Here is a 22940-nt window from a genome sequence, read left to right on the forward strand (position 1 = left end):
GCCATCGGAATAAAGAGGAGTCGGCATGGGCCGTTCGATCAATCTGGAGGGCAAGGTCGCGTTCGTCACGGGCGCGTCGAGCGGTCTCGGGCAGCGCTTCGCGCAGGTGCTGTCGCAGGCGGGCGCGAAGGTCGTGCTCGCGAGCCGGCGCGTCGAGCGCCTGAAGGAGCTGCGCGCGGAAATCGAGGCGGCGGGCGGCGCCGCGCACGTGGTGTCGCTCGACGTCACCGATTATCAGAGCATCAAGGCGGCCGTCGCGCACGCGGAAACGGAAGCGGGCACGATCGACATCCTGGTCAACAATTCGGGCGTGTCGACGATGCAGAAGCTCGTCGACGTGACGCCCGCCGATTTCGAATACGTATTCGATACGAACACGCGCGGCGCGTTCTTCGTCGCGCAGGAAGTCGCGAAGCGGATGATGATGCGCGCGGGCAACGGCAACGCGAAGCCGGCCTGCCGGATCATCAACATCGCGTCGGTCGCCGGGCTGCGGCCGTTCTCGCAGATCGGCCTCTACGCGATGAGCAAGGCGGCCGTCGTCCACATGACGCGGGCGATGGCGCTCGAATGGGGCCGCCACGGCATCAATGTCAATGCGATCTGCCCCGGCTACATCGATACCGAGATCAATCACTATCTATGGGAAACCGAGCAGGGCCAGAAGCTGCAGGCGATGTTGCCGCGCCGGCGCGTCGGCAAGCCGCAGGATCTCGACGGGCTGCTGCTGCTCCTTGCCGCCGACGAGTCGCAGTTCATCAACGGCTCGATCGTGTCGGCCGACGACGGCCTCGGCCTCGCGTGAGCGGCCGCGCCGAACGGTTTCACCTTGCAGAAAAGATGAGTGCGATGAACGATTACACCCCTGTTTTCGAAATGTCGATGCCGATCCGCTGGGGCGACATGGATGCGTTCGGCCACGTGAACAACACCGTCTACTTCCGCTACATGGAGGAAGCGCGCGTCACGTGGTTCGGCAAGCTCGGCATCGCGGGCGGCAACGGCGAGGGGCAGGGGCCCGTCGTCGTCAACGCGTCGATGGAATTCCTGCGCCAGTTGCACTATCCGGGCGACGTGATCGCGCGTCTGTCGGCCGCGAAGCCGGGCCGCAGCAGCTTCGACACGGCGTTCGAGCTGACCCGCTCGGACGACCCCGAGCACGTGTACGCGCGCGGCGCCGCGCGCTGCGTGTGGGTCGACTACGCGCTCGGCAAGTCGGCGCCGCTGCCGGACCTGCTTCGGAGCACGATCGAAAGCGCGCTGCAAGCGAAGATCGATTAAGTGGCGACACGCGTCACGGACGTCCCTGATTCCATCCCTTTTTGCGCAGACTGATGGTTTTTTGCGGAAGTAGGCAATGCAGTGCTTGACGGACACTGCATTGCCGGATTTCGTCTTGAGAAATTGATCAAGTATTCAGGCCGTTTTTCTCTGCGCCTTCGTATGGCCGACCGAAGTCGCATCGGTCGGCCGTTCCTGGACGCGTCTCATCTTGCGAGAACCCGGCCCGGATGCGGTCATCATCCAATTGAAATCGGCCCGTTCCAGTTGCCGGCGCCGACCACCCAGGCAACGTGCAGAATGCCGTCGCTGTCGACGACAAACACATCGGTCTGATTCGGAATGCCGAATTGGTTCGACGCTGCGACCGCCGCGCCGGGAGGGAAAAGGTTGGTCGAGCTGATCGACGCGGGTCCATTCCAATTGCCGGCGCTGACCACCCACGCTACGCGCAGGGCGCCGTCGCGGCCGACGGCAAACACGTCGGTCTGATTCGGAATGCCGAACTGGTTCGACGTGGCGATTGCTGCGCCGGGAGGGAAGAGCCCAGGGGGGCTGATCGGAACCGGTCCGTTCCAGCGATCCGCGCTGACGACCCACGCGACGTTCAACGCGCCATCGTTGCCAACGACAAACACGTCGGTCTGATTCGGGATGCCGAACTGGTTCGACGTGGCAATCGCCGCACCTGGAGGGAACAGGCCGGCCGCGCTGATCGGAGTCGGGCCGTTCCAACTGCCGGCGCTGACGACCCACGCGACGTTCAACGCGCCGTCGTTGCCGACGACAAACACGTCGGTCTGATTCGGGATGCCGAACTGGTTCGATGTGGCAATCGGCGCGCCCGCAGGGAAAAGGCCCGTCGCGCTGATCGGAATCGGTCCGTTCCAACGATCGGCGCTGACGACCCACGCAACATTCAAGGCGCCGCTGTTGCTGACGGCAAACACGTCGGTCTGGTTCGGGATGCCGAACTGGTTCGACGTCGCGACCGCCGCACCCGCAGGGAACAGGCCCGCCGCGCTGATCGGGGTCGGTCCGTTCCAGCGATCGGCGCTGACGACCCAAGCAACGTTCAACGCGCCGTTGCTGCCGACGGCAAACACGTCGGTCTGATTCGGGATGCCGAATTGGTTCGACGCCGCAACGGCCGCGCGGGGAGGAAAGAGCGCGGCCGGGCTGATCTGAGCGGGGCCGTTCCAGGCTCCGGCGCTGACTACCCAGGAAACGCGCAGCGAGCCGCCGCCGTCGACGGAAAATACGTCAGTCTGATTGGGAATGCCGAATTGATTTGAAGTTGCTAATTTTGCCATTTTGTTTCACCTTTTCAATGGATGGAAAGGATTTTCTTGAAACCGGAAGCATGGTTCTTATTAAATGATTGGCGATTTGGCCTCCTTTGTAATGTCCGATGAACAAGGAGCCGAATATCAACGGCCTGTAATCTTGATGTGGCGGAATTCGCGGGTCGAGAACATGTTCCTGCTTTCAAAGGGTGCTGAAAGTCGTTCAGTCACGGCGGGCGCCGCCATGACAATGTGGTTATGTCCGGCAACCCGGCAGCCGCATGAACCCGTTCCGCAGGGCGATCGAATGCGCGCGTGCGCGTTGCATGTGCGGTGCGTGCGTGGCCATCTTCCACTCTTCCAGTGACGGCGGAGATGCGCGTGATGTTTATTCCGCCTGACTGGAATCGGTTTCTCGATCGAGGTTTGTTGCTTTAGGGCAGCCTTGGTATGTCTCGTTTGATTCCATTTATACAAGCAGCATAGTAGGTAAACAGGTTGGAAATTGGCTGAAAACTCGATGAATTATTTTTGATGCGCTCGCCGGGCATCGCGATGTCGGGTAGTCAGTGTTTTGTTCACGACAAGTGACTTCATCGCTGCTTGCGACGCAAGTTTTGATTCGCTGAGCGAAACCGTTGCCGGATTTTGAATTTGCAGGGGTGTGGCTCAGGGCAAGCTCTGGATTCGCCGCGGGCATCCCGCGCCGAATCGGCTCCTCTTGCGACTGAGCCGCCACAGTCGGGCTGTTTCCGTCAAGAAAGTCCCCGCGTTGTTCGACGCAACGGCTGCGGTGCTTCCCGGCTGCTTGCCCGATGCGTCACCAGCCGGGGCCGACGGGCGCATAGCCTGGCGTCTGATTGGCCGCCGCGGCGGCGGCCACGCCGAAGTTGGGCCAGGCCGGGTAGTACTGCCCCGACGGGGCCTGATACGTGCCGGCGATCTTGGGCGCGCCCACCGTGCCGGAGGATCCCGTCGACGCGGTGATCGTCACCAGGCCGAAGTACGGCTCGTAGATGTTCGCGCTATACGGCGACGCCAGCGCCATGTCCGAGTAACAGTACGCGTAAACCGGTCCGTATTGGCCATAGGGCTGGTTGGCGATCCATGCGATCAGCGCCTTGTACTCACGTTCCTGATTCGCCTGCGTCAGGTACGCTGGCGCGATCGTCTGAAAATTGGCGTTCGCGTACTGCTGCGCGCTGCCGCCCAACTGGCCAGTGAAATCGGTTGCGCCGTCCGACGTGGTCGTCGCGACGCCGAACTCGGTGATCACGATCGGCTTTCCTCCGTCGCCGTTCGCGTTCATCTGGTCGCGCAGGCTCGTTCCCGTGTAGCTGGCGAATGTCTTGCCGGTCGGGGACGGCCAGCCGTACGAAGGCGACGCAAACGTGTGCCACATGATGTTGAACGGATTCGAGTAATCCGGGTATGCGGTGTTGACTGTCGTGCTCGGGCATTGGTCGCCTGGCAGTTGCCAGTCGTCGCTGTGGCAGTGGGGGTGGTGCGCGAGGCCGTCGAAATACCCCCGTGCGCCGTTCGCGTACATCACGGCCAGCCAGTCGCGCGGCTCCCATTGCGTGGGCGCGGGGTATCGGGCGTCCGTCGAATTCACGAGGCCGGCCACGCCGGTCGTCGGGAGCGCGCCGGTTCCATTGTTCGGGGACGTGAAGCACCCCGAACTGCCGCCCGCATAGACGAGCGCCGACGGATTGGCCTGCTTGATCGCCGGATAGGCGCTCTTCAGGAGCCGCGTATAAAGGACCGGATCGTGAGGCATGAAGTTCGGGCCGCAATTCGGCTCGTTCCAGATTTCCCACGCGTCGATTTTCCCGCCGTAGCTGTCGTTGCCGTAATGCTTGGCGGCGGCTCGCGCGAAGTTCGTGTATGACGTGAGATTCGGCGCGCACAGCGTGTAGGCGTCGCCATTCGATTGCCGGTAGTTGCTCGGGCATTGCGAATTGACCGCCCAGCGCGGCGTCGACGTGATCACGCCGAGAATTCGTATTCCATAATTTCTGGCCGCCCGAACGACGATGTCCGTCGCGCCCCAGGTGAGGCCGCTGCTCTGGCCGGGATTGGGGTCGCTCGTGAAGATCCACGTCGACGCCGGCTGGATGGCCGACCAGTCGAGATGAATGCGCACCCAGCGCACGTTCATCGCGGCGACGCCCGACATGTAGTTGTTGATCGCTTGTGTCGGATTTTGCGGATTCTGCTTGATGATTTCGATGATTTCTCCGCCCAGATCGATGCCGGTAACCGGCGTATTGGTTTGAGCGAATGTCGGCCGGCATCCGGTCAGGCCGATCATGAAAATGAAAAATAAAAATCCTGCTCTTGCGTTAATCATGATTCAACTTGGCCTGATGGATTGAATGGGCGATTTGACAGGCTGACGGCGCTGCCGGCGCGGGGCGGGCTGCGCGACGGCCCGCCGTCAGATCTTTCGGATTCCTGATGCATGTGCCGGAAACGGCTGCGTTCTCGTAGTCGGTTTCATGAAGCTGTCGCGATACGGCGTCGATCGATCGAGGCGCGGCGCGAAATCGCACGATCATCCCGATTCGATCAGGGCGACATGGGGGCGTCCGGACGAGATGCCGATATTCTCGTTGCGGAGGTGAGTTTTATTGCTTGGTAAAATGCGAATGTACTGCTTTTTGCGCGATATTGCCGATTTCCTGAATTGAGTTGGATGGTGTTGCTCAAGGGTAAATAATTTTCCCGAAAAAGTGTAGGGCTGAAATTCGATCTAATCGATATCGGGAAATGGAATTTGTTGAGTTTTGGGCGGCAATGATTCGGCTTGGGCGGCAAGCGCCCGGTTCATTGTCGTGCCCGGTTTCCCTGCTGCCGCCGCGATGTGCGTTTTCACTGCCCGAGCAGGCGCTGCAGCAGTTCGGCCGTGTTGCCCGTCCCGTATTTGCGCATCAGTCGCGCGCGGTAGATATCGACCGTGCGCGAGCTGATGTCGAGCACGCGGCCGATCTGCTTGCTCGTCTTGCCCGTCACGAGCTGCGCGGCGATTTCGCGCTCGCGCGGCGTCAGCTCGACCGCGACGCGCCGCGTCGCGCTCAGGTCCTCGAACGTCCACACGCCCGCCGCGAGCGGTGCCGTGCGGTCGAGCGCGCGGCCCGTCACGTGGCACCAGAACAGCTCGCCGCCCGCGCGCTTCATGATGCGGTCGTCCGCATAGCTGCCGTGCGCGATCATCACGGGCGAGATCCGCTCGCCGATCCTCTCGAATTCGTCCGACGACGGATAGAGCACCTCGAAAGACCGGCCGATCAGATCGATGCGCGCGCAGCGGAAGATCGCGGCGAGTTCGTCGTTGCAATCCTCGATGACGCGGTCGCGCGACAGCACGAGGCCGATCGGCGCGAGATGGAAGGCGGTCTTGTAGTCGATGGCGGGCATGGATGCTGGCGGGCGGTGATCGGGCGCCGCGCAAGCGGCGGCGAATGCTTATGTAGTTTTGCGTATTGTGCCGCATCCGGCGCGCATCGTACCCTTTCACACGTGTCGCGGCTCATGCCGCGAACGGACAATAGAAAAAAGTGCGGCGTCGCGGCAGCATTCGCGGCGCGTGCTTAGAATGGTGCGACGGGTTCGTCGCGCGCGCGAGCCGCGCGGACCGTCGAGCCGGTTTCCATTGAGGAAGGGACATTCAGATGAACAAAGTCTACCCAAGCGCGGCTGCCGCGCTCGAGGGCGTCGTCCATGACGGACAGACCTTCGCGGTCGGCGGCTTCGGCCTGTGCGGCATTCCGGAAGCGCTCATCGCGGCGCTGCGCGACTCGGGCGTGAAGGACATCACCTGCATCAGCAACAACGCGGGCGTCGACGGCTTCGGCCTCGGCCTTCTGCTCGAATCCCGGCAGATCAAGAAGATGATTTCGTCGTACGTCGGCGAGAACAAGGAGTTCGAGCGCCAGTATCTGTCGGGCGAGCTTGAGCTCGAGTTCACGCCGCAAGGCACGCTCGCCGAAAAGCTGCGCGCGGGCGGCGCGGGCATTCCGGCGTTCTTCACGCAGACGGGCTACGGCACCGTGATCGCCGAAGGCAAGGAGACGCGCGAGTTCGACGGCAAGCATTACGTGCTCGAGCCGTCGCTCACGGCCGACGTCGCGCTCGTGAAGGCGTGGAAGGCCGACAAGTCCGGCAACCTGATCTACCGCCGCACCGCGCGCAACTTCAATCCGATGTGCGCGATGGCGGGCCGGATCACGGTCGCCGAGGTCGAGGAGATCGTCGAGAACGGCGAGCTCGATCCGGATGCGATCCACACGCCCGGCATCTTCGTGCAGCGGCTCGTGCTCAATGCGACGCCGGAGAAACGCATCGAACAACGCGTCGTGCGCGCGAAAGGAGACTGAGATGGCTTGGAATCGTGACCAGATGGCCGCGCGCGCGGCGAAGGAATTGCAGGATGGCTTCTATGTGAACCTCGGCATCGGGCTGCCGACGCTCGTCGCGAATCACGTGCCGGAGGGCATCGAAGTGTGGCTGCAATCGGAGAACGGCCTGCTCGGGATTGGCCCGTCGCCGACCGAGGACGAAGTCGACGCGGATCTCATCAACGCCGGCAAGCAAACTGTGACGACGCTGCCGGGCTCGTCGATCTTCTCGTCGGCCGATTCGTTCGCGATGATCCGCGGCGGGCACATCAACCTCGCGATCCTCGGCGCGATGCAGGTTAGCAAGAACGGCGACCTCGCGAACTGGATGATCCCCGGCAAGATGATCAAGGGGATGGGCGGCGCGATGGATCTCGTCGCGGGCGTGAAGCGCGTCGTCGTGCTGATGGAGCACGTCGCGAAGGGCGATCAGCACAAGATCCTCGAAGAATGCGCGCTGCCGCTGACGGGCGTCGGCGTCGTCGACCTGATCATCACCGATCTCGGCGTGATCGAAGTGACGCCGGAAGGCCTGAAGGTGCTCGAGCTTGCCGATGGCGTCACCGTCGACGAGATCAAGGCGAAGACGGGCGCGCCGCTCGACGTGAGCGCGGTCGTGTAACGCGGCGCGAAGGCGCGCGGGCGGCGGGGCGCACGGCTGCCGCGCTTCGTCGGCTGGGGGAATCCGATGTGGGTTCCGCGCGCGATGCGCATGCGGCAGTGAAAGAGAATGCCCCGCGTTTGCGAAGACGCGGGGCGTTTTGATTGGTTGCGTCGGGCATCGGGGTGAGATGCGTCGCGCGAGCGGAAAGGGCGGCGATTCGTCGAACGCACGCAACGCCGATCGATCTGGTGCGAATCAGGCTTTCCTGGCGTGCGATTGCCGGAACGGATCGATCGACCGTTTCTGTCTTGACATAGGTCGCACGGGCCGTCTTGCGTCGCTCGACCGTCCGTTTGGCCGACCGGCCGCCTGCAACGAAGCGGTTTACAATCGCTTCATCTGTTCGGCGCTTCGTCGCAACCGGAGCGCCGAGCGCTCGACCGTGCCGATCGATCGTTCGTCAGGAGCGCCGATGTCATCGAACCTTGCCACTTCCGTCTCCCCGCGCGAGCGTCGCGTGCAATGCGCGAGTCCGCTGGGCCTGCATCACGTCGCGTACACCGAATGGGGCGATCCCGCGAATCCGCGCGTGCTCGTCTGCGTGCATGGCTTGACGCGCTCGGGCCGCGATTTCGACCGTCTCGCGGCCGCGCTGTCCGACGTCTATCGCGTCGTCTGCCCCGACGTGGCCGGGCGCGGCCGGTCGGACTGGCTGCCGGATCCGAAGTTCTACGGGGTGCCGCAATACGTTTCCGACGTCGTCACGCTGATTGCGCGTCTTGACGTCGAGCGCGTCGACTGGTTCGGCACGTCGATGGGCGGCCTGATCGGCCTCGCGTTCGGCGGGCTGCCGGGCACGCCGATCGGCAGGATGCTCGTCAACGACGTCGGGCCGCGCATCGAGCCCGCCGCGCTCGAGCGCATCAGCGAGTACGTCGGGCTCGACAAGCGCTTCGCGACCGAGCAGGAGGGCGTCGATTACCTGACGTCGCTGTCGCTGTCGTTCGGCCCGCTCACGCCGGACGAGTGGCGCGCGTTGAACCGGCCGCTCCTCGTGCAGGATGCGGACGGCTCGTGGCGCGCACGCTACGACCCGCGGATCGCGGAGCCGTTCAAGGCGGCCACGCCGGAGACGAACGCGCAGGGCGAGGCGTGGCTTTGGCATGCGCTCGAGGCGTTCGCGGGGCCGTTGCTTGTCGTGCGCGGCGCGCAGTCGGACCTGCTGTCGCGCGAAACGCTCGATGCGATGAAGGCGCGCGGGCGGGCGGTGTCGAGCGTCGAGATCCCCGAAGCCGGCCACGCGCCCGCGTTCGTGAGCGTCGAGCAGATCGCGATCGCTCGCCAATTTTTCGTCAGGGATGCGCCGCTCGCGTCATAATACGCGGTTCGGCACCGTGCGTTCGCCGCGTGCGGCGCCGCCCATCGATCAACCATTCAACCGGGAATTCTCATGGCAGTTACTCGTCACCACGTCGGTCCCCGCCTTTCCGAAATCGCGATTCACAACGGCACCGTCTACCTCGCGGGCCAGATCGCCGAGGACACGGCGCAGGACATCAAGGGCCAGACGCGCGAAGTGCTCGCCCACATCGACCGCCTGCTCGGCGAGGCGGGCAGCGACAAGTCGCATCTGCTGTCGGTGCAGATATTCATCTCCGACATGGCGAACTTCCCGGGCATGAACGAAGTGTGGGACGCATGGGTCGCACAGGGCGCTACGCCGCCGCGCGCGACTGTTGAGGCGAAGCTCGCGAATCCCGCTTGCCTCGTCGAAGTGGTGGTGGTCGCCGCGCAACGCAACTGAGCCGACGCACGACACGTTTTTTCAGGCAGCTTGCAATACTCGACGATGACAGCCGGTTCCGCATCCTCCGCTACCGCCGCGGCGCCGTCGCTCGACGACGTTCTCGCGTTCGTGCGCGAGCACGCGGGCGACGCGCGCTTGTCGTCGGGAGAATTGCTCGCCGATCATGCGACGGGCACGTCGGCGATCATGCAGCGGCTGAACGTCGATCCGCCCGCGACGCAGGCGGCGGCGCTGTTCGCACTCGCGCCGTATCTGAGCGACCCCGAAAAGCAGATCGCCGGGCGCTTCGGCGACGAGGTCGCGCGCCTCGTCACCGACGTGCGCAAGCTGCTGCGTCTCGGCACCGTGAGCCTGCGCGCCGCGCAGAGCGCGCCCGCCGATGCGAGCCGCGACGCGCAGGCGGAGCGGCGCGCGCAGATCGAGGCGCTGCGCAAGATGCTGCTCGCGTTCGCGCAGGACATCCGCGTCGTGCTGATCAGGCTTGCGTCGCGGCTGCAATCGTTGCGCTACTATGCGGCCGCGAAAATCGAGCCGCCGCCCGACGTCGCGCGCGAGACGCTCGAAATCTACGCGCCGCTCGCGAACCGGCTCGGCATCTGGCAATTGAAGTGGGAACTCGAGGATCTCGCGTTCCGCTTCGAGGATCCCGTCACCTACAAGCGCATCGCGAAGCTGCTCGACGAGAAGCGCGTCGAGCGCGAGGCTTACGTCGCCGGCGCGATCGAGCGGCTGCAACGCGAGCTGGCGGCCGTGCACATCCCGGCCGAAGTGAGCGGCCGGCCGAAGCACATCTACAGCATCTGGCGCAAGATGCGCGGCAAGGAGCTCGACTTTTCCGAGCTCTACGACGTGCGCGCGTTTCGCGTGATCGTGCCGGACATCAGGGATTGCTACACGGTGCTCGGCATCGTTCACCACCTATGGCAGCCGGTACCGAAGGAATTCGACGATTACATCTCGCGGCCGAAGCCGAACGGCTACAAGTCGCTGCATACGGTCGTGATCGGCGACGACGGCCGCGCGTTCGAAGTGCAGATCCGCACGCAGGAAATGCACCGCTTCGCCGAATACGGCGTCGCCGCGCACTGGCGGTACAAGGAGGCGGGCGCGCGCGGCTACGGCGGCCAGTTCGCCGCGAGCGAGAAATACGACGAGAAGATCGCGTGGCTGCGTCAGTTGCTCGCGTGGAAGGACGAGATCGCGGACAGCGGCGGCTCGGACGTGAGCGGCCATGAAGCGTGGGCGCAATTGCGCGAGACGACGCTCGACGACGATCACATCTACGTGCTGACGCCGCAGGCGCGCGTGATCGCGCTGCCGCAGGGCGCGACGCCAGTCGATTTCGCGTACCACCTGCACAGCGAACTCGGCCATCGCTGCCGGGGGGCGCGCGTCGACGGCGCGATGGTGCCGCTCAACACGCCGCTCGCGAACGGTCAGACGGTCGAGATCGTCGCGGTGAAGGAGGGCGGCCCGTCGCGCGACTGGCTCAATCCGCAGCTCGGCTATCTGCGCAGCTCGCGCGCGCGCCAGAAGGTGCGCGCGTGGTTCAACGCGATCGATCAGCAGGAGAACGTCGCGCACGGCCGCGCGCTCGTCGAAAAGACGCTGCAGCGCGAAGGCAAGACGTCGGTGAATCTCGAGCACCTCGCGGCGAAGCTCGGCTTCAAGTCGCCGGACGATCTGTTTTCGGTCGTCGGCAAGGAAGAGTTCAGCCTGCGCAACGTCGAGCAGGCGTTATCCGACGCGCCGGCGCCCGAGCCCGAACCGGAGGCGCCCGCGAACTTCGAGAAGCGCGCGAGCGGCGCGAACGTCGCGCGCGGCGCGTCGACGGGTGTGCTCGTCGTCGGCGTCGACGCGCTCCTCACGCAACTCGCCCGCTGCTGCCGCCCGGCGCCGCCCGATCCGATCAGCGGCTTCGTCACGCGCGGCAAGGGGATGTCGATCCACCGCAGCGATTGCGCGACATTCCGCCGGATGGCCGAGCGCGCGCCCGAGCGCGTGCTGCAAACCACCTGGTCCGCCGACGTGCTGGGCGGGCGGGGCGCGTCCGTCTATCCGGTCGATCTGATGATCGAGGCGTCCGACAGGCAGGGGCTGTTGCGCGACATCTCCGAAGTATTCGCGCGCGAGAAGATGAATGTGATCGGCGTGAAGACGCAAAGTCGCCGCAACGCGGCCTTCATGCAATTCACGGTCGAGGTGTCGAGCGCGTCGCAGGTGCAGCGCGCGTGCACGCTGCTCGGCGAGGTTCAGGGCGTCGTCCGGGCGGCCCGCAAGGCGTGAGCGCCGCCCGCGGGCGGCGATGCGGCAACGGCTTGCGAACTTCCCCGAACAATATGCACGAAAACACTTGCCAAGACGAAAAGAGCTCCATATAATTTCAGCTTCTTCAGGCTCGTAGCTCAGTTGGTTAGAGCACCACCTTGACATGGTGGGGGTCGTTGGTTCGAATCCAATCGAGCCTACCAACGACATTCGGCTGAATGCCTGGTTCGCCGGGCATCGGCGGCAGTAGAAAATTTCTACGCAAAAGGCGAATACGGTTATGACACCGCGAACGTTGACCGAAACCTATTCGGAGCGACGCTAGTCGAGGAACGTTTTCGCCTTGTGGTTTTGGAGTATCGGAATGCGGCCCCTCGAAAGCGGGGCCGCATTTTTTTTGTCGCGCGTTTTCATTGCCGCGTTCGCGCGTTGATAGTCTGCCGGTCACTGACGGCATCACGGAGATTGCTATATGGTTTCGATACGCTTGCCCGACGGCTCGGTTCGCCAATACGAGCATCCGGTGACGGTCGCCGAAGTGGCGGCGTCGATCGGCCCTGGTCTTGCGAAGGCTGCGCTCGGCGGCAAGCTCGACGGCGAACTCGTCGATACGTCCGCGCTGATCGATCGCGATGCGTCGCTTGCGATCGTCACCGACAAGGACGCCGACGGTCTCGACATCATTCGCCACTCGACCGCCCACCTGCTCGCCTACGCCGTGAAGGAACTGCATCCGGACGCGCAGGTGACGATCGGGCCTGTGATCGACAACGGCTTCTATTACGATTTCTCCTACCATCGCCCGTTTACGCCCGAGGATCTGGAGCAGATCGAAAAGCGCATGCAGGAGCTCGCGAAGCGGGACGAGCCCGTCACGCGCCGCGTCGTGTCGCGCGACGAGGCTGTGTCGTACTTCCGCAGCATCGGCGAGAAGTACAAGGCGGAGATCATCGAATCGATTCCCGTGAGCGACGAGATCAAGCTGTATTCGCACGGCGGCTTCACCGATCTGTGCCGCGGCCCGCACGTGCCGTCGACGGGCAAGCTGAAGGTCTTCAAGCTGATGAAGGTCGCGGGTGCGTACTGGCGCGGCGACTCGAAGAACGAGCAACTGCAGCGGATCTATGGCACCGCCTGGACGAAGAAGGAAGACCAGGACGCGTATCTGCACATGCTCGAAGAGGCGGAGAAGCGCGATCACCGCAAGCTCGGCAAGCAGCTCGACCTGTTCCACCTTCAGGAAGAGTCGCCCGGCATGGTGTTCTGGCATCCGAAGGGCTGGACGCTCTGGCAGCAGGTCGAGCAGTACATGCGCCGACGTCTCGATGCGGCCGGCTATCTCGAGATCAAGACGCCGATGATCATGGATCGTTCGCTGTGGGAAGCGTCCGGTCACTGGCAGAACTATCGCGAGAACATGTTCACGACGGAATCGGAGAAGCGCGATTACGCGATCAAGCCGATGAACTGTCCGGGCCATGTGCAGGTGTTCAAGCACGGGCTGCGCTCGTATCGCGACCTGCCGCTGCGGTACGCCGAATTCGGCTCGTGCCACCGCAACGAGGCGTCGGGTGCGCTGCACGGGCTGATGCGCGTGCGCGGCTTCGTGCAGGACGACGCGCACATCTTCTGCACGGAAGACCAGATCAACTCCGAGGCGATCGCGTTCAACAAGCTCGCGATGAGCGTCTACGCGGATTTCGGCTTCGATCGCATCGACATCAAGCTGTCGCTGCGTCCCGAGCAGCGGATGGGTTCGGACGAGACGTGGGATCACGCGGAGGAAGGGCTGCGCAACGCGTTGAAGGCATGCGGCCTCGAGTGGGAGGAGTTGCCGGGTGAGGGTGCGTTCTACGGTCCGAAGATCGAGTACCACATCAAGGATGCGCTCGGCCGCTCGTGGCAGTGCGGCACGCTGCAGCTCGACATGATGCTGCCGGAGCGGCTCGGCGCCGAGTACGTCGCCGAGGACAACAGCCGCCGCCGGCCGGTGATGCTTCACCGGGCGATCGTCGGTTCGATGGAGCGTTTCCTCGGGATTCTGATCGAGCACCACGCTGGTGCAATGCCGGTCTGGCTCGCGCCGGCGCACGCGGTTGTGCTGAATATCGCCGAAAGTCAGGCTGAATATGCTCAGACTGTTGCTCAATCGTTGCAAAAACAAGGGCTTAGAGTATCGGCCGATTTGCGCAACGAGAAAATTAGCTATAAAATACGCGAGCACACGCTCGAAAAAGTTCCCTACCTGCTCGTCGTAGGCGACAAGGAGCGTGAAGCACAAACGGTAGCCGTGCGTGCCCGTGGCGGCGTCGATCTGGGTGTCATGCCCGTCGAAGCCTTCGTTGAGCGTCTGCGTGAGGACATCCAGGCGTTCAAGTAACCGCCCTGGCAGCGCGGCTCGTTTTTTTAATTTTTAGAGGAAACGTAACATCGCTACTGATAAGTCGTCGCATCGCATCAACGGTGAAATCACTGCGCCGGAAGTGCGTCTGGTCGGGGTCGATGGTGAGCCCATCGGCATCGTGAAACTCGCCGAGGCTTTCCGTAAATCGGAAGAACTGGATGTTGACCTGGTGGAAATCGCGCCGCAGGCGTCTCCGCCGGTTTGCCGTCTGATGGATTACGGCAAGTTCAAATACCAGGAAGCCAAGAAGCAGCACGAGGCGAAGCTCAAGCAAAAGGTCATCCAGGTCAAGGAAGTGAAATTCCGCCCGGGGACCGATGACGGCGATTACAACGTCAAGCTTCGCAATCTGATGCGCTTCCTCGAGGAAGGCGACAAGACGAAGATCACGTTGCGTTTCCGCGGCCGTGAAATGGCTCACCAGGAAATCGGCATGCGGATGCTCGAGCGTCTGCGCGGCGATCTCGACGAAGTCGGTCAGGTCGAGCAGATGCCGAAGATGGAAGGGCGCCAGATGATCATGGTGCTCTCGCCGAAGAAAAAGAAGTAACGAGCGTGCCGCGCGAGCGCGGCGGTTCGATGAAGTGGTTCGGCGCGTCGCCCGGTCAGGGCGGCGCGCCCGAAACAGCGGCGGTCGCGCGAGCGCACGCGCCGTACACAAGTGGACTGGGTTCCGAAGGGCGGGTTGAGGGCGCAAGCCAACCGCACACCCACCTCCATCAAATAAACTGGAGTTGTTCGTCATGCCTAAGATGAAGACCAAGAAGAGCGCTGCGAAGCGCTTCGTGGTGCGTCCGGGCGGCACCGTCAAGCGCGGTCAAGCCTTCAAGCGCCACATCCTGACCAAGAAAACCACGAAGAACAAGCGTCACCTGCGCGGCGCCACGGCAGTTCATGATTCCGATCTGAACTCCGTCCGCGCGATGCTCCCGTTCGCGTAACCCCTCAACCGATACTCACAGGAGAGAAACATGCCTCGAGTCAAACGTGGGGTAACCGCACGGGCCCGTCACAAGAAGATCATCAACCTGGCCAAGGGTTATCGCGGCCGTCGCAATAACGTCTACCGCATCGCCAAGCAGGCGGTGATGCGCGCCGGTCAGTATGCGTACCGCGACCGCCGCAACAAGAAGCGTGTGTTCCGCGCATTGTGGATCACGCGTATCAACGCGGCCGTGCGTCAGCACGACATGACCTACAGCGTGTTCATCAACGGCCTGAAGAAGGCGTCGATCGAACTCGACCGCAAGGTGCTGGCCGACATGGCGGTGTTCGACAAGGCAGCCTTTGCCGCGATCGTGAAGCAGGTGAAGGCCGCCGTTGCAGCCTAATTGCGAAATTAGCACTGCGTGGTGAGCTGCAGCGATGTTCCGGTAGTCGCGGCCGCTGCAGCGAAAACGGGGCTCTTCCGAGCCCCTTTTTTGTTGGGTCGGGCGTTTCGCTCGACATGCACAACTGACGTTGGAAGTGATGGGATCAATGGATCTGGACCAGATTGTCGCCGACGCGCAGCAGTCGTTCGAAGGGGCTGCGGATATCACCACGCTCGAGAACGAGAAGGCGCGGTTTCTCGGCAAGTCGGGCGCACTGACCGAGCTGCTGAAGGGCCTCGGCAAGCTCGATCCCGAAGCGCGCAAGATGGAAGGCGCGCGCATCAATGTCGCGAAGCAGCAGGTCGAAGCCGCGCTCAACGCGCGCCGTCAGGCGCTCGCCGACGCGCTCCTGAACCAGCGTCTCGCCGCCGAGGCGATCGACGTCACGCTGCCCGGCCGCGGAGCGGGGACGGGCAGCCTCCATCCCGTGATGCGCACGTGGGAGCGCGTCGAACAGATTTTCCGCTCGATCGGCTTCGACGTGGCCGACGGCCCGGAGATCGAAACCGACTGGTACAACTTCACCGCATTGAACAGCCCGGAGAACCATCCGGCGCGCTCGATGCAGGACACGTTCTACGTCGACGGCAAGGACGCGGACGGCCGTCCGCTGTTGCTGCGCACGCATACGAGCCCGATGCAGGTCCGCTACGCGCGGATGAACCGGCCGCCCATCAAGGTGATCGCCCCCGGCCGCACGTACCGCGTCGACAGCGACGCGACGCACTCGCCGATGTTCAACCAGGTCGAAGGCCTGTGGATCGACGAGAACGTGAGCTTCGCGGATCTGAAGGGCGTCTATACCGATTTCCTGAAGAAATTCTTCGAGCGCGACGACATCCTCGTGCGCTTCCGTCCGTCGTATTTCCCGTTCACCGAGCCGTCGGCGGAAATCGACATGATGTTCGAGCACGGCAAGAACGCCGGCAAGTGGCTCGAGATTTCCGGCTCCGGCCAGGTGCACCCGACCGTGGTCCGCAACATGGGGCTCGATCCCGAGCGCTATATCGGCTTCGCGTTCGGCAGCGGCCTCGAGCGGCTGACGATGCTGCGCTACGGCGTGCAGGACCTGCGTCTGTTCTTCGAGAACGACCTGCGCTTCCTGCGGCAGTTCGCGTAACGGCGCGACCGTCTCGCTCCGCGCCCGGCCGGCCTGTCGAGGCGGCGCGCCGGGCCTCGATCTAACCTGTTTCGAACGTGGATATCCATGCAATTCCCTGAATCCTGGTTGAGAACCTTTGTCGATCCGCAACTGACGACGGACGAGCTGTCGCACGCGCTGACGATGGCGGGGCTCGAGGTCGAGTCGCTGCGCCCGGCCGCGCCGCCGACCGAGAAGATCGTCGTCGGCCGCGTGCTCGAGGTGGTCAAGCATCCGGATGCCGACAAGCTCAACGTCTGCCAGGTCGACGCCGGCACCGGCGCGACGCTGCAGATCGTCTGTGGCGCGCCGAATGTCGCGCCGGGCATCAAGGTGCCGGTCGCGCTCGTCGGCGCGAAGCTGCCGCCCGCCGAAGAAGGCGGCGCGCCGTTCGCGATCAAGCTGTCGAAGCTGCGTGGCGTCGAGAGCCAGGGGATGCTCTGCTCGGCGCGCGAGCTGAAGCTTTCCGAAGATCACAGCGGCCTCATGATCCTGCCGGAAGACACGCCCGTCGGCCAGGACATCCGTGACGCGCTGAATCTCGACGACACGGTCTTCGAAATCAAGCTGACGCCGAACAAGGCCGATTGCCTGTCCGTGTTCGGCATCGCGCGCGAGACGGCCGCGATCACGGGCGCGCCGCTTGTCGCGCCCGACATCCGGCCGGTCCTTGCCGAGCTGACGGAGACGCTGCCCGTGAGGATTTCCGAGCCCGATCTGTGCGGGCGCTTTTCCGGCCGCGTGATTCGCGGCGTGAACGCGCGCGCGAAGACGCCGCGATGGATGGTCGAGCGCCTCGAGCGCGCGGGCCAGCGCAGCGTATCGGCGCTCGTCGACATCTCGAACTACGTGATGTTCGAGCTGGGCCGCCCGTCGCACGTGTTCGATCTCGACAAGATCCACGGCGGCATCGACGTGCGCTGGGGCAAGCGCGGCGAGTCGCTCAAGCTCCTGAACGGCAACACGGTCGAGCTCGACGAGACGGTGGGCGTGATTTCCGACGATGCCCAGGTCGAGAGTCTCGCGGGCATCATGGGCGGCGACAGCACGGCCGTGACCCTCGACACGACCAACATCTATCTCGAAGCGGCGTTCTGGTGGCCGGACAGCATCCGCGGCCGCGCGCGCCAGTACAACTTCTCGACCGACGCGGCGCATCGCTTCGAGCGCGGCGTCGATTATTCGACGACGGTCGAGCACGTCGAGCGGATCACGCAGTTGATCCTCGACATCTGCGGCGGCGAGGCGGGCCCCGTCGACGATCAGGTCGTGAACCTGCCGCAGCGCGCGGCGGTCACGATGCGCGTGTCGCGCGCGAACCGGATCATCGGTGTCGAGATCGGCGAGGACGAAGTCGCGCAGATCTTCACGCGGCTCGGCCTCGCGTTCGAGCGCGACGGCGACGTGTTCCGCGTGACGCCGCCGCCGCATCGCTTCGACATCGAGATCGAAGAGGATCTGATCGAGGAAGTCGCGCGGATTCACGGCTTCGAGAAGATTCCCGCGCGTCCGCCCGTTGCGAAAAGCGAGATGCGCGCGACCGACGAGACGCGCCGCTCGATTCACGCGATTCGTCACGCGCTCGCCGCGCGCGACTACGCGGAAACGGTCAACTTCAGCTTCGTCGATGCCGAGTGGGAGCGCGATTTCGCCGGCAACGACAACCCGGTGCGCCTGCTGAACCCGATCGCGAGCCAGTTGTCGGTGATGCGCACGACGCTGTTCGGCAGCCTCGTCGGCGTGCTGCGCCATAACCTGAACCGCCGCGCCGATCGCGTGCGCGTATTCGAGACGGGGCGCGTGTTCATCGCCGACCCGGCGGTGAAGGCGGGCGAGCTCGCGGTCGAGGGCTATGCGCAGCCGAAGCGCGTCGGCGCGCTCGCGTACGGGCCCGCCGTCGACGAGCAATGGGCGGCGGCGACGCGCCAGGTCGATTATTTCGACGTGAAGGGCGACCTCGAGGCGCTGCTCGCGCCCGTCGTCGCGCGCTTCGTGAAGGCCGAGCATCCGGCGCTGCACCCGGGCCGCAGTGCGCAGATCGAGGTCGACGGCCGCGCGGTCGGCTGGATCGGCGAGCTGCATCCGCGCCTGATGCAGCAGTACGAACTGCCGCACGCGCCCGTGATGTTCGAGATCGACGCGGATGCGCTCGTCGCGCGCGCGCTGCCTGCGCCGTCGGAGGTGTCGAAGTTCCCGCCGGTGCGTCGCGACATCGCGGTTGTCGTCGATCAGAAGGTCGAAGTGCAGGCGCTTTTCGACGAAATGAAGAAGGCGCTCGCCGAGGACGCGTGCAAATTCGTCCAGAAAGTTGCGCTCTTCGACGAATTTCGTGCAAAATCAAATACTTCCAGTGGGTTGTCAGCCCACGAGAAAAGCCTTGCGTTCCGCGTCACGCTGCAGGATGCGGCCGGAACCTTGCAGGACGAGACGGTCGATCAGGCGATTCAGACCCTCGTGGACCGCATGGCTCGAGTCTATGGCGCGCGTTTGCGCGGATAGGGCGCAAAAGCGGTGGAAGCCGCCGCTTTTGTCAGTGTTTTTGTCCAAGTTTGACGCGCTGGTTTTGCAGATATGAACGACATGAACTCGAGTGAATTTGAAGCCCTTCTGACGGCGCAGCGCAGCGCCATGTCCCGCGACGTTCCGGCGTCGTCGCCCGCCGGCGATACGCCGACGCTCACGAAGGCCGAATTGGCCGAACTGCTGTTCGACAGTGTCGGCCTCAACAAGCGCGAGGCGAAGGACATGGTCGAGGCGTTTTTCGAGGTGATCCGGGACGCGCTCGAAAACGGCGAGAGCGTGAAGCTCTCGGGCTTCGGCAATTTCCAGCTACGCGACAAGCCGCAGCGGCCGGGGCGCAATCCGAAGACGGGCGAGGCGATTCCGATCGCCGCGCGCCGTGTCGTGACGTTCCATGCGAGCCAGAAGCTGAAGGCGCTCGTCGAAAACGGCGCCGAGCAGGATCTCGTGCGTTAAGCCGGCGCTTCGCTTCTGCGCGCAGCGCCCGCGCCCCTTACCGACGGTTAACTGACGATGGCGTCGACGGTTGAGAAAGTCGTGTTGCCCCCGATTCCCGCGAAGCGCTATTTCACGATCGGGGAAGTGAGCGAACTGTGTGGCGTGAAACCTCACGTGCTGCGGTATTGGGAGCAGGAGTTCACGCAGTTGCGCCCGGTGAAGCGGCGGGGGAACCGCCGCTACTATCAGCACCACGAGGTGCTGCTGATCCGGCGGATCCGCGAGCTGCTGTACGAGCAGGGGTTCACGATCAACGGCGCCCGCAACCGGCTCGACGCAGTCGGCAGCGAGCGGAGCGCGCCTCCCGAGCCCCACGAGCTCGAGCAGCAAGCGGCCGAGCCCGCCGCACGCGAGACGGTCGATGTCGCGCAATTGCGCCAGGCGCTGATCGACGTGATCGACGGACTCAAGCGCGGCTGAGCGCCGGGCCGGGCCGAGTGCTGTTCGACTGGCAGGCAGGCTGAAAAGCGTGGACAAAGCCGGGCGAACCCTTGGTTCGCCCGGGCTTTTTCGGACTGCTCCGCCCTTCGCCGCGGCGCGGCCGTGCGCGCGCGGCGAGGATCACGGCACGAGCGGGTCCTTCTTGCCGACGTCGACGTACAGCGTGCCGTCATGCACCATCCGCACCGAGCCGCGCGAGACCACGTCGCGGTAGTCGTAGAGGTCGAAGCGCACCCGTTGCTTCGCCGTGTCCAGAACGAGAATGCGCATGTTCAGCACGAGTACGTTGAACATCTTCGTGTCGCCGCCTTCGAGCCACAGGTAGCTGTCCGGGAGGTTCGCGGGCGGCCGCGGCGCGGGCGAATTCGGCGCGGGACGGAACGTCAGGCGCAGACCGTCCGGTTCGACCGTCGCCTGCGACATGCGGCCGATCAGCACAGGCGGCGGGAACACTGTGTGCTGGTCGAGCACGAGCGAATCGCCGCGCAGCTCGGCGCCGCGGCGCTTGAGCGGCGCGAGCGACGACAGCTCGATGCCGAGCGCGCGCAGCAGCTTCGCCTGCGGTATGCCGAGCACCGATACCTGCGTCGGCGTGAACGCGAGATGGCGGTCGTCCAGCAGCGTGAGCGAACCCTTCATGTCGGCCGGCAGCCAGACGCCGGGCGGCACCTGGTTCCACAGCTTGATGCCGCCCTGCACGCGCAGCGCGTTGCCGTCGGGGCTCAGCTTCAGATCGTTCAGCGAGCGCGGCGAATAGTCGAGCAGATGGCGATTGAAGAGGTCGGACATCGCGCTCCAGGGCGCGAGCACCGAGCCGCTCAGGATGCGGATGTCGTACTGGTTCGGATCGTCGAGATCGACGGGCTCGCCCGCGCGCTTCGAGACGAGCTGGACGACGAGATCGTCGACGCGAAAGCCGATGTTGCCCGCGATGTAGAAGTCCGCGTTGTGCAGGTGGATCGTCGTCGTGCCGTTCGAAATATGGCGCGGGCCGAACGCCGATACGTCGCCGCCACGCTTGGCGGCCACCTTGCGGAAGTTCGACTGCGGCGTGCCGCTGTTCGGCACGATCGCGAACGCCTCCCACTGGCGGCGCGCTTCGTTGAGGCTCGACTGCTGCGCGTCGATCAGGCTGTCGTTCAAGCGCGCGGATGCGCTGCCGACGCTCGCCGCGACGGGGCGGGCGACCTGCCGATACGACGGCATCAGGATCGACAGCGCGCCGCTCGGCTCGAAGTTGAAATAGCCGGCGACGAGCTGATCGCGATAGTGATACATGTCGAATATGAACGCGTCGTCCGGGGACGCCTCGCGCGGCGGATAGATCACGATGTCCGCGTTCATCGGCATCGTCCGCATGAATTTCACGTCGCCGCCGCGCAGATACATCGCATGCTTCGGCGCGCTCTCCGGCATCGTGAAGCCCGCCTTCGTGCCGTCGTCGAGCACGAGATCGAGCCCGACGGGCGTCAGCTTCAGCGAGACGATGCTGATCTTCAGATGGGGCGGCGGCAGCAGCTTGTCGACGTTGAGCACGAGATCGTTGCCGTTCAGCCGCACGATCGGCGTGTCGATCTTCAGCAGATCCGACACCTGCACCTTCGCAGCCCGCATCACGGGGCCCGCGTCGATGCCCGATACGTGCACGTCGGTCGGGCGGAACACGAGCGTCGAGCCGCCGCGGATCTCCAGCTTGCCCCTCAGCGAGAACGGCACCCAGCCGTCGCGCTGCATCTCGCCGCGGATGTCGAGGACGCCGTCGCCCGCCGTCACGCGCACGTTGCGCAGTGGCGCGTTGCGATAGCCGAAGATATAGCCGCCGAACAGCGCGTTGAGCTTCGTGTTGTCGAGCGTCACGGTGCCGTGGTGCACGGCGATGTCGAAGCTCGTCGGGTCGTCGAACACGGCGGGGGCGCCGGGATGCGTCGGCACGAGCGTCGCCGACAGCTCGTGGACGAGGAAACCGAGATCGCCGACGATGCGGAAATCGACTTCACGCAGGAACGCGAGCGTGCCGCTCTGGCCGGAATCGCGCAGCGTGAGCGGGCGCGGCTGGTCGACCTTGATCGACGCGAGCGTCGGCACGGTCCGCGCGATCTGCTGTTCGCGCGCGAGGCGCTCGGCTTTCGTGCGCTCGATCGTCGTCGATGCGCCGCCGCCGGTGTCGGATTTGGGTGTCGATTCCGCGCATCCCGCGCTCAGAACGGCGAGCGTGACCGCCATTCCCGCGCACGAGCGCAAGAACCAGCGCGAAGCCGAAACGGCCGTGCGCATGGCGCGCCATGCGCCGGGCGCGCGATGAGATGGCGTGCAATGGACGCGCTGGACCGGTGTCCACATCGTTGATGTCTCCCTATCTTTGTCGTGACTGGCGCGCGAGCGCGCGCGTCGGCTGGCGCCGATGTTTGGGGGCAGTGTGGCATAGCCGCGCTAGAGGGACGGCACCAAACGTCGGCACATCGTGCTGCGGTGCGAGAACGCATATCGCAGTGCGGATGTCGCGATGTCGATGATACGAATCAAACGCCTGTATGACGGGGCGCGGCGAGCCGGGAGGCGGAAAATTGGCGGATGGTTTCGTCCTGGCGCGGTGCTCGTCGATATCGGAGGCGATTCATGTGGACGCCGTGTGCTGCATGGGGCGGCCGCCGGAGGGCCACGTCGTGGCTGAAAGATCGCGTCGTATGCCAGTTCTCTGTCCTTCTGCCTCGGCACGCCGAGGTCACGGGGCACGAACGCGACCGTCGTCTAGTTGACCGGCGCGACGACCGGGATTGAGATGCACGCCGTCGTTTCCGCATGCGATGCCGCGTTCTACGCCGGTGCAGTCATTCGGAGCCTGACGGTCGTGCTCGACGCTTCGACCAGTTGCAGCTACCCGTTGCCTTAGCGAAGCCGGTTCGCCAGTGGGCGATGC

The 22940-nt window shown here is 64.4% G+C and carries 19 protein-coding genes and 1 tRNA gene; 16 read left to right on the forward strand and 4 right to left on the reverse strand.

All coding sequences use genetic code 11. From position 1 onward, the window contains the following. Positions 1–25: 25 nt before the first annotated feature. Both WS92_RS18385 and WS92_RS18390 read left to right on the forward strand, forming a co-directional pair. On the forward strand, positions 26–805 hold the full coding sequence (locus tag WS92_RS18385; protein WP_015602148.1) for an SDR family oxidoreductase: 780 nt from the start codon (positions 26–28) through the stop codon (positions 803–805). A 44-nt stretch (positions 806–849) separates the two neighbouring features. Further along, positions 850–1281 carry an acyl-CoA thioesterase gene (locus WS92_RS18390; RefSeq protein ID WP_059929747.1) on the forward strand — a complete coding sequence of 144 codons (432 nt, stop codon included), beginning with the start codon at positions 850–852 and terminating at the stop codon, positions 1279–1281. A 239-nt stretch (positions 1282–1520) separates the two neighbouring features. Here the strand turns inward: WS92_RS18390 and WS92_RS18395 are convergent, their stop codons facing one another. From WS92_RS18395 to WS92_RS18405, 3 genes are all read right to left on the reverse strand, one after another. Then, complete coding sequence (locus WS92_RS18395; RefSeq protein ID WP_006026502.1) at positions 1521–2594, reverse strand: BP39L family lectin; 1074 nt, start codon at positions 2592–2594, stop codon at positions 1521–1523. Between the two features lie 793 nt (positions 2595–3387). Continuing rightward, complete coding sequence (locus tag WS92_RS18400) at positions 3388–4920, reverse strand: cellulase family glycosylhydrolase (protein WP_059929705.1); 1533 nt, start codon at positions 4918–4920, stop codon at positions 3388–3390. Positions 4921–5441: 521 nt separating this feature from the next. Next, the gene (locus WS92_RS18405) at positions 5442–5987 is read right to left on the reverse strand and encodes a LuxR C-terminal-related transcriptional regulator (protein WP_006026504.1); all 546 of its coding nucleotides are present in this window, start codon (positions 5985–5987) and stop codon (positions 5442–5444) included. A 254-nt stretch (positions 5988–6241) separates the two neighbouring features. Between WS92_RS18405 and WS92_RS18410 the strand changes: the two genes are divergently transcribed. From WS92_RS18410 to WS92_RS18475, 14 genes are all read left to right on the forward strand, one after another. After that, on the forward strand, positions 6242–6946 hold the full coding sequence (locus WS92_RS18410; RefSeq protein WP_006026505.1) for a CoA transferase subunit A: 705 nt from the start codon (positions 6242–6244) through the stop codon (positions 6944–6946). 1 nt (position 6947) lies between these two features. After that, positions 6948–7589: a CoA transferase subunit B gene (locus tag WS92_RS18415; RefSeq protein ID WP_009912671.1), complete on the forward strand. Its 642-nt coding sequence runs from the start codon at positions 6948–6950 to the stop codon at positions 7587–7589. A gap of 169 nt (positions 7590–7758) precedes the next feature. Beyond that, complete coding sequence (locus WS92_RS18420; RefSeq protein WP_231755887.1) at positions 7759–8949, forward strand: alpha/beta fold hydrolase; 1191 nt, start codon at positions 7759–7761, stop codon at positions 8947–8949. Positions 8950–9021: 72 nt separating this feature from the next. Then, a complete protein-coding gene (locus WS92_RS18425; protein WP_015601204.1) occupies positions 9022–9375 on the forward strand; it encodes a RidA family protein in 354 nt (117 codons plus the stop codon). Positions 9376–9420: 45 nt separating this feature from the next. Next, positions 9421–11664 carry a RelA/SpoT family protein gene (locus WS92_RS18430; protein ID WP_059929701.1) on the forward strand — a complete coding sequence of 748 codons (2244 nt, stop codon included), beginning with the start codon at positions 9421–9423 and terminating at the stop codon, positions 11662–11664. 108 nt (positions 11665–11772) lie between these two features. After that, positions 11773–11849: transfer RNA gene (locus WS92_RS18435), tRNA-Val, on the forward strand. A 269-nt stretch (positions 11850–12118) separates the two neighbouring features. Then, positions 12119–14026, forward strand: a complete 1908-nt coding sequence (gene thrS, locus WS92_RS18440) for a threonine--tRNA ligase (protein WP_009912669.1) — start codon at positions 12119–12121, stop codon at positions 14024–14026. Positions 14027–14075: 49 nt separating this feature from the next. Beyond that, entirely contained in the window at positions 14076–14600 is a 525-nt protein-coding gene (gene infC / locus WS92_RS18445; RefSeq protein ID WP_075644849.1) for a translation initiation factor IF-3, read from the forward strand. Between the two features lie 193 nt (positions 14601–14793). Further along, entirely contained in the window at positions 14794–14991 is a 198-nt protein-coding gene (gene rpmI, locus WS92_RS18450; RefSeq protein WP_004191477.1) for a 50S ribosomal protein L35, read from the forward strand. 30 nt (positions 14992–15021) lie between these two features. Continuing rightward, a complete protein-coding gene (rplT, locus tag WS92_RS18455) occupies positions 15022–15381 on the forward strand; it encodes a 50S ribosomal protein L20 (protein ID WP_004192938.1) in 360 nt (119 codons plus the stop codon). A 148-nt stretch (positions 15382–15529) separates the two neighbouring features. After that, positions 15530–16543, forward strand: a complete 1014-nt coding sequence (pheS, locus tag WS92_RS18460) for a phenylalanine--tRNA ligase subunit alpha (RefSeq protein WP_059929699.1) — start codon at positions 15530–15532, stop codon at positions 16541–16543. Positions 16544–16630: 87 nt separating this feature from the next. Further along, on the forward strand, positions 16631–19063 hold the full coding sequence (gene pheT / locus WS92_RS18465) for a phenylalanine--tRNA ligase subunit beta (RefSeq protein WP_059929697.1): 2433 nt from the start codon (positions 16631–16633) through the stop codon (positions 19061–19063). A gap of 72 nt (positions 19064–19135) precedes the next feature. Further along, the gene (locus tag WS92_RS18470) at positions 19136–19540 is read left to right on the forward strand and encodes an integration host factor subunit alpha (RefSeq protein ID WP_006026515.1); all 405 of its coding nucleotides are present in this window, start codon (positions 19136–19138) and stop codon (positions 19538–19540) included. Positions 19541–19597: 57 nt separating this feature from the next. After that, complete coding sequence (locus tag WS92_RS18475; RefSeq protein ID WP_006026516.1) at positions 19598–20002, forward strand: MerR family transcriptional regulator; 405 nt, start codon at positions 19598–19600, stop codon at positions 20000–20002. Between the two features lie 141 nt (positions 20003–20143). On the opposite strand, the gene WS92_RS18480 is transcribed toward WS92_RS18475, so the two are convergent. Continuing rightward, complete coding sequence (locus WS92_RS18480) at positions 20144–22297, reverse strand: hypothetical protein (RefSeq protein ID WP_059929695.1); 2154 nt, start codon at positions 22295–22297, stop codon at positions 20144–20146. Positions 22298–22940: the final 643 nt, after the last annotated feature.

Origin of the sequence: Burkholderia sp. MSMB1588, assembly GCF_001546925.1 — a bacterium.
GTDB lineage: Bacteria > Pseudomonadota > Gammaproteobacteria > Burkholderiales > Burkholderiaceae > Burkholderia > Burkholderia humptydooensis.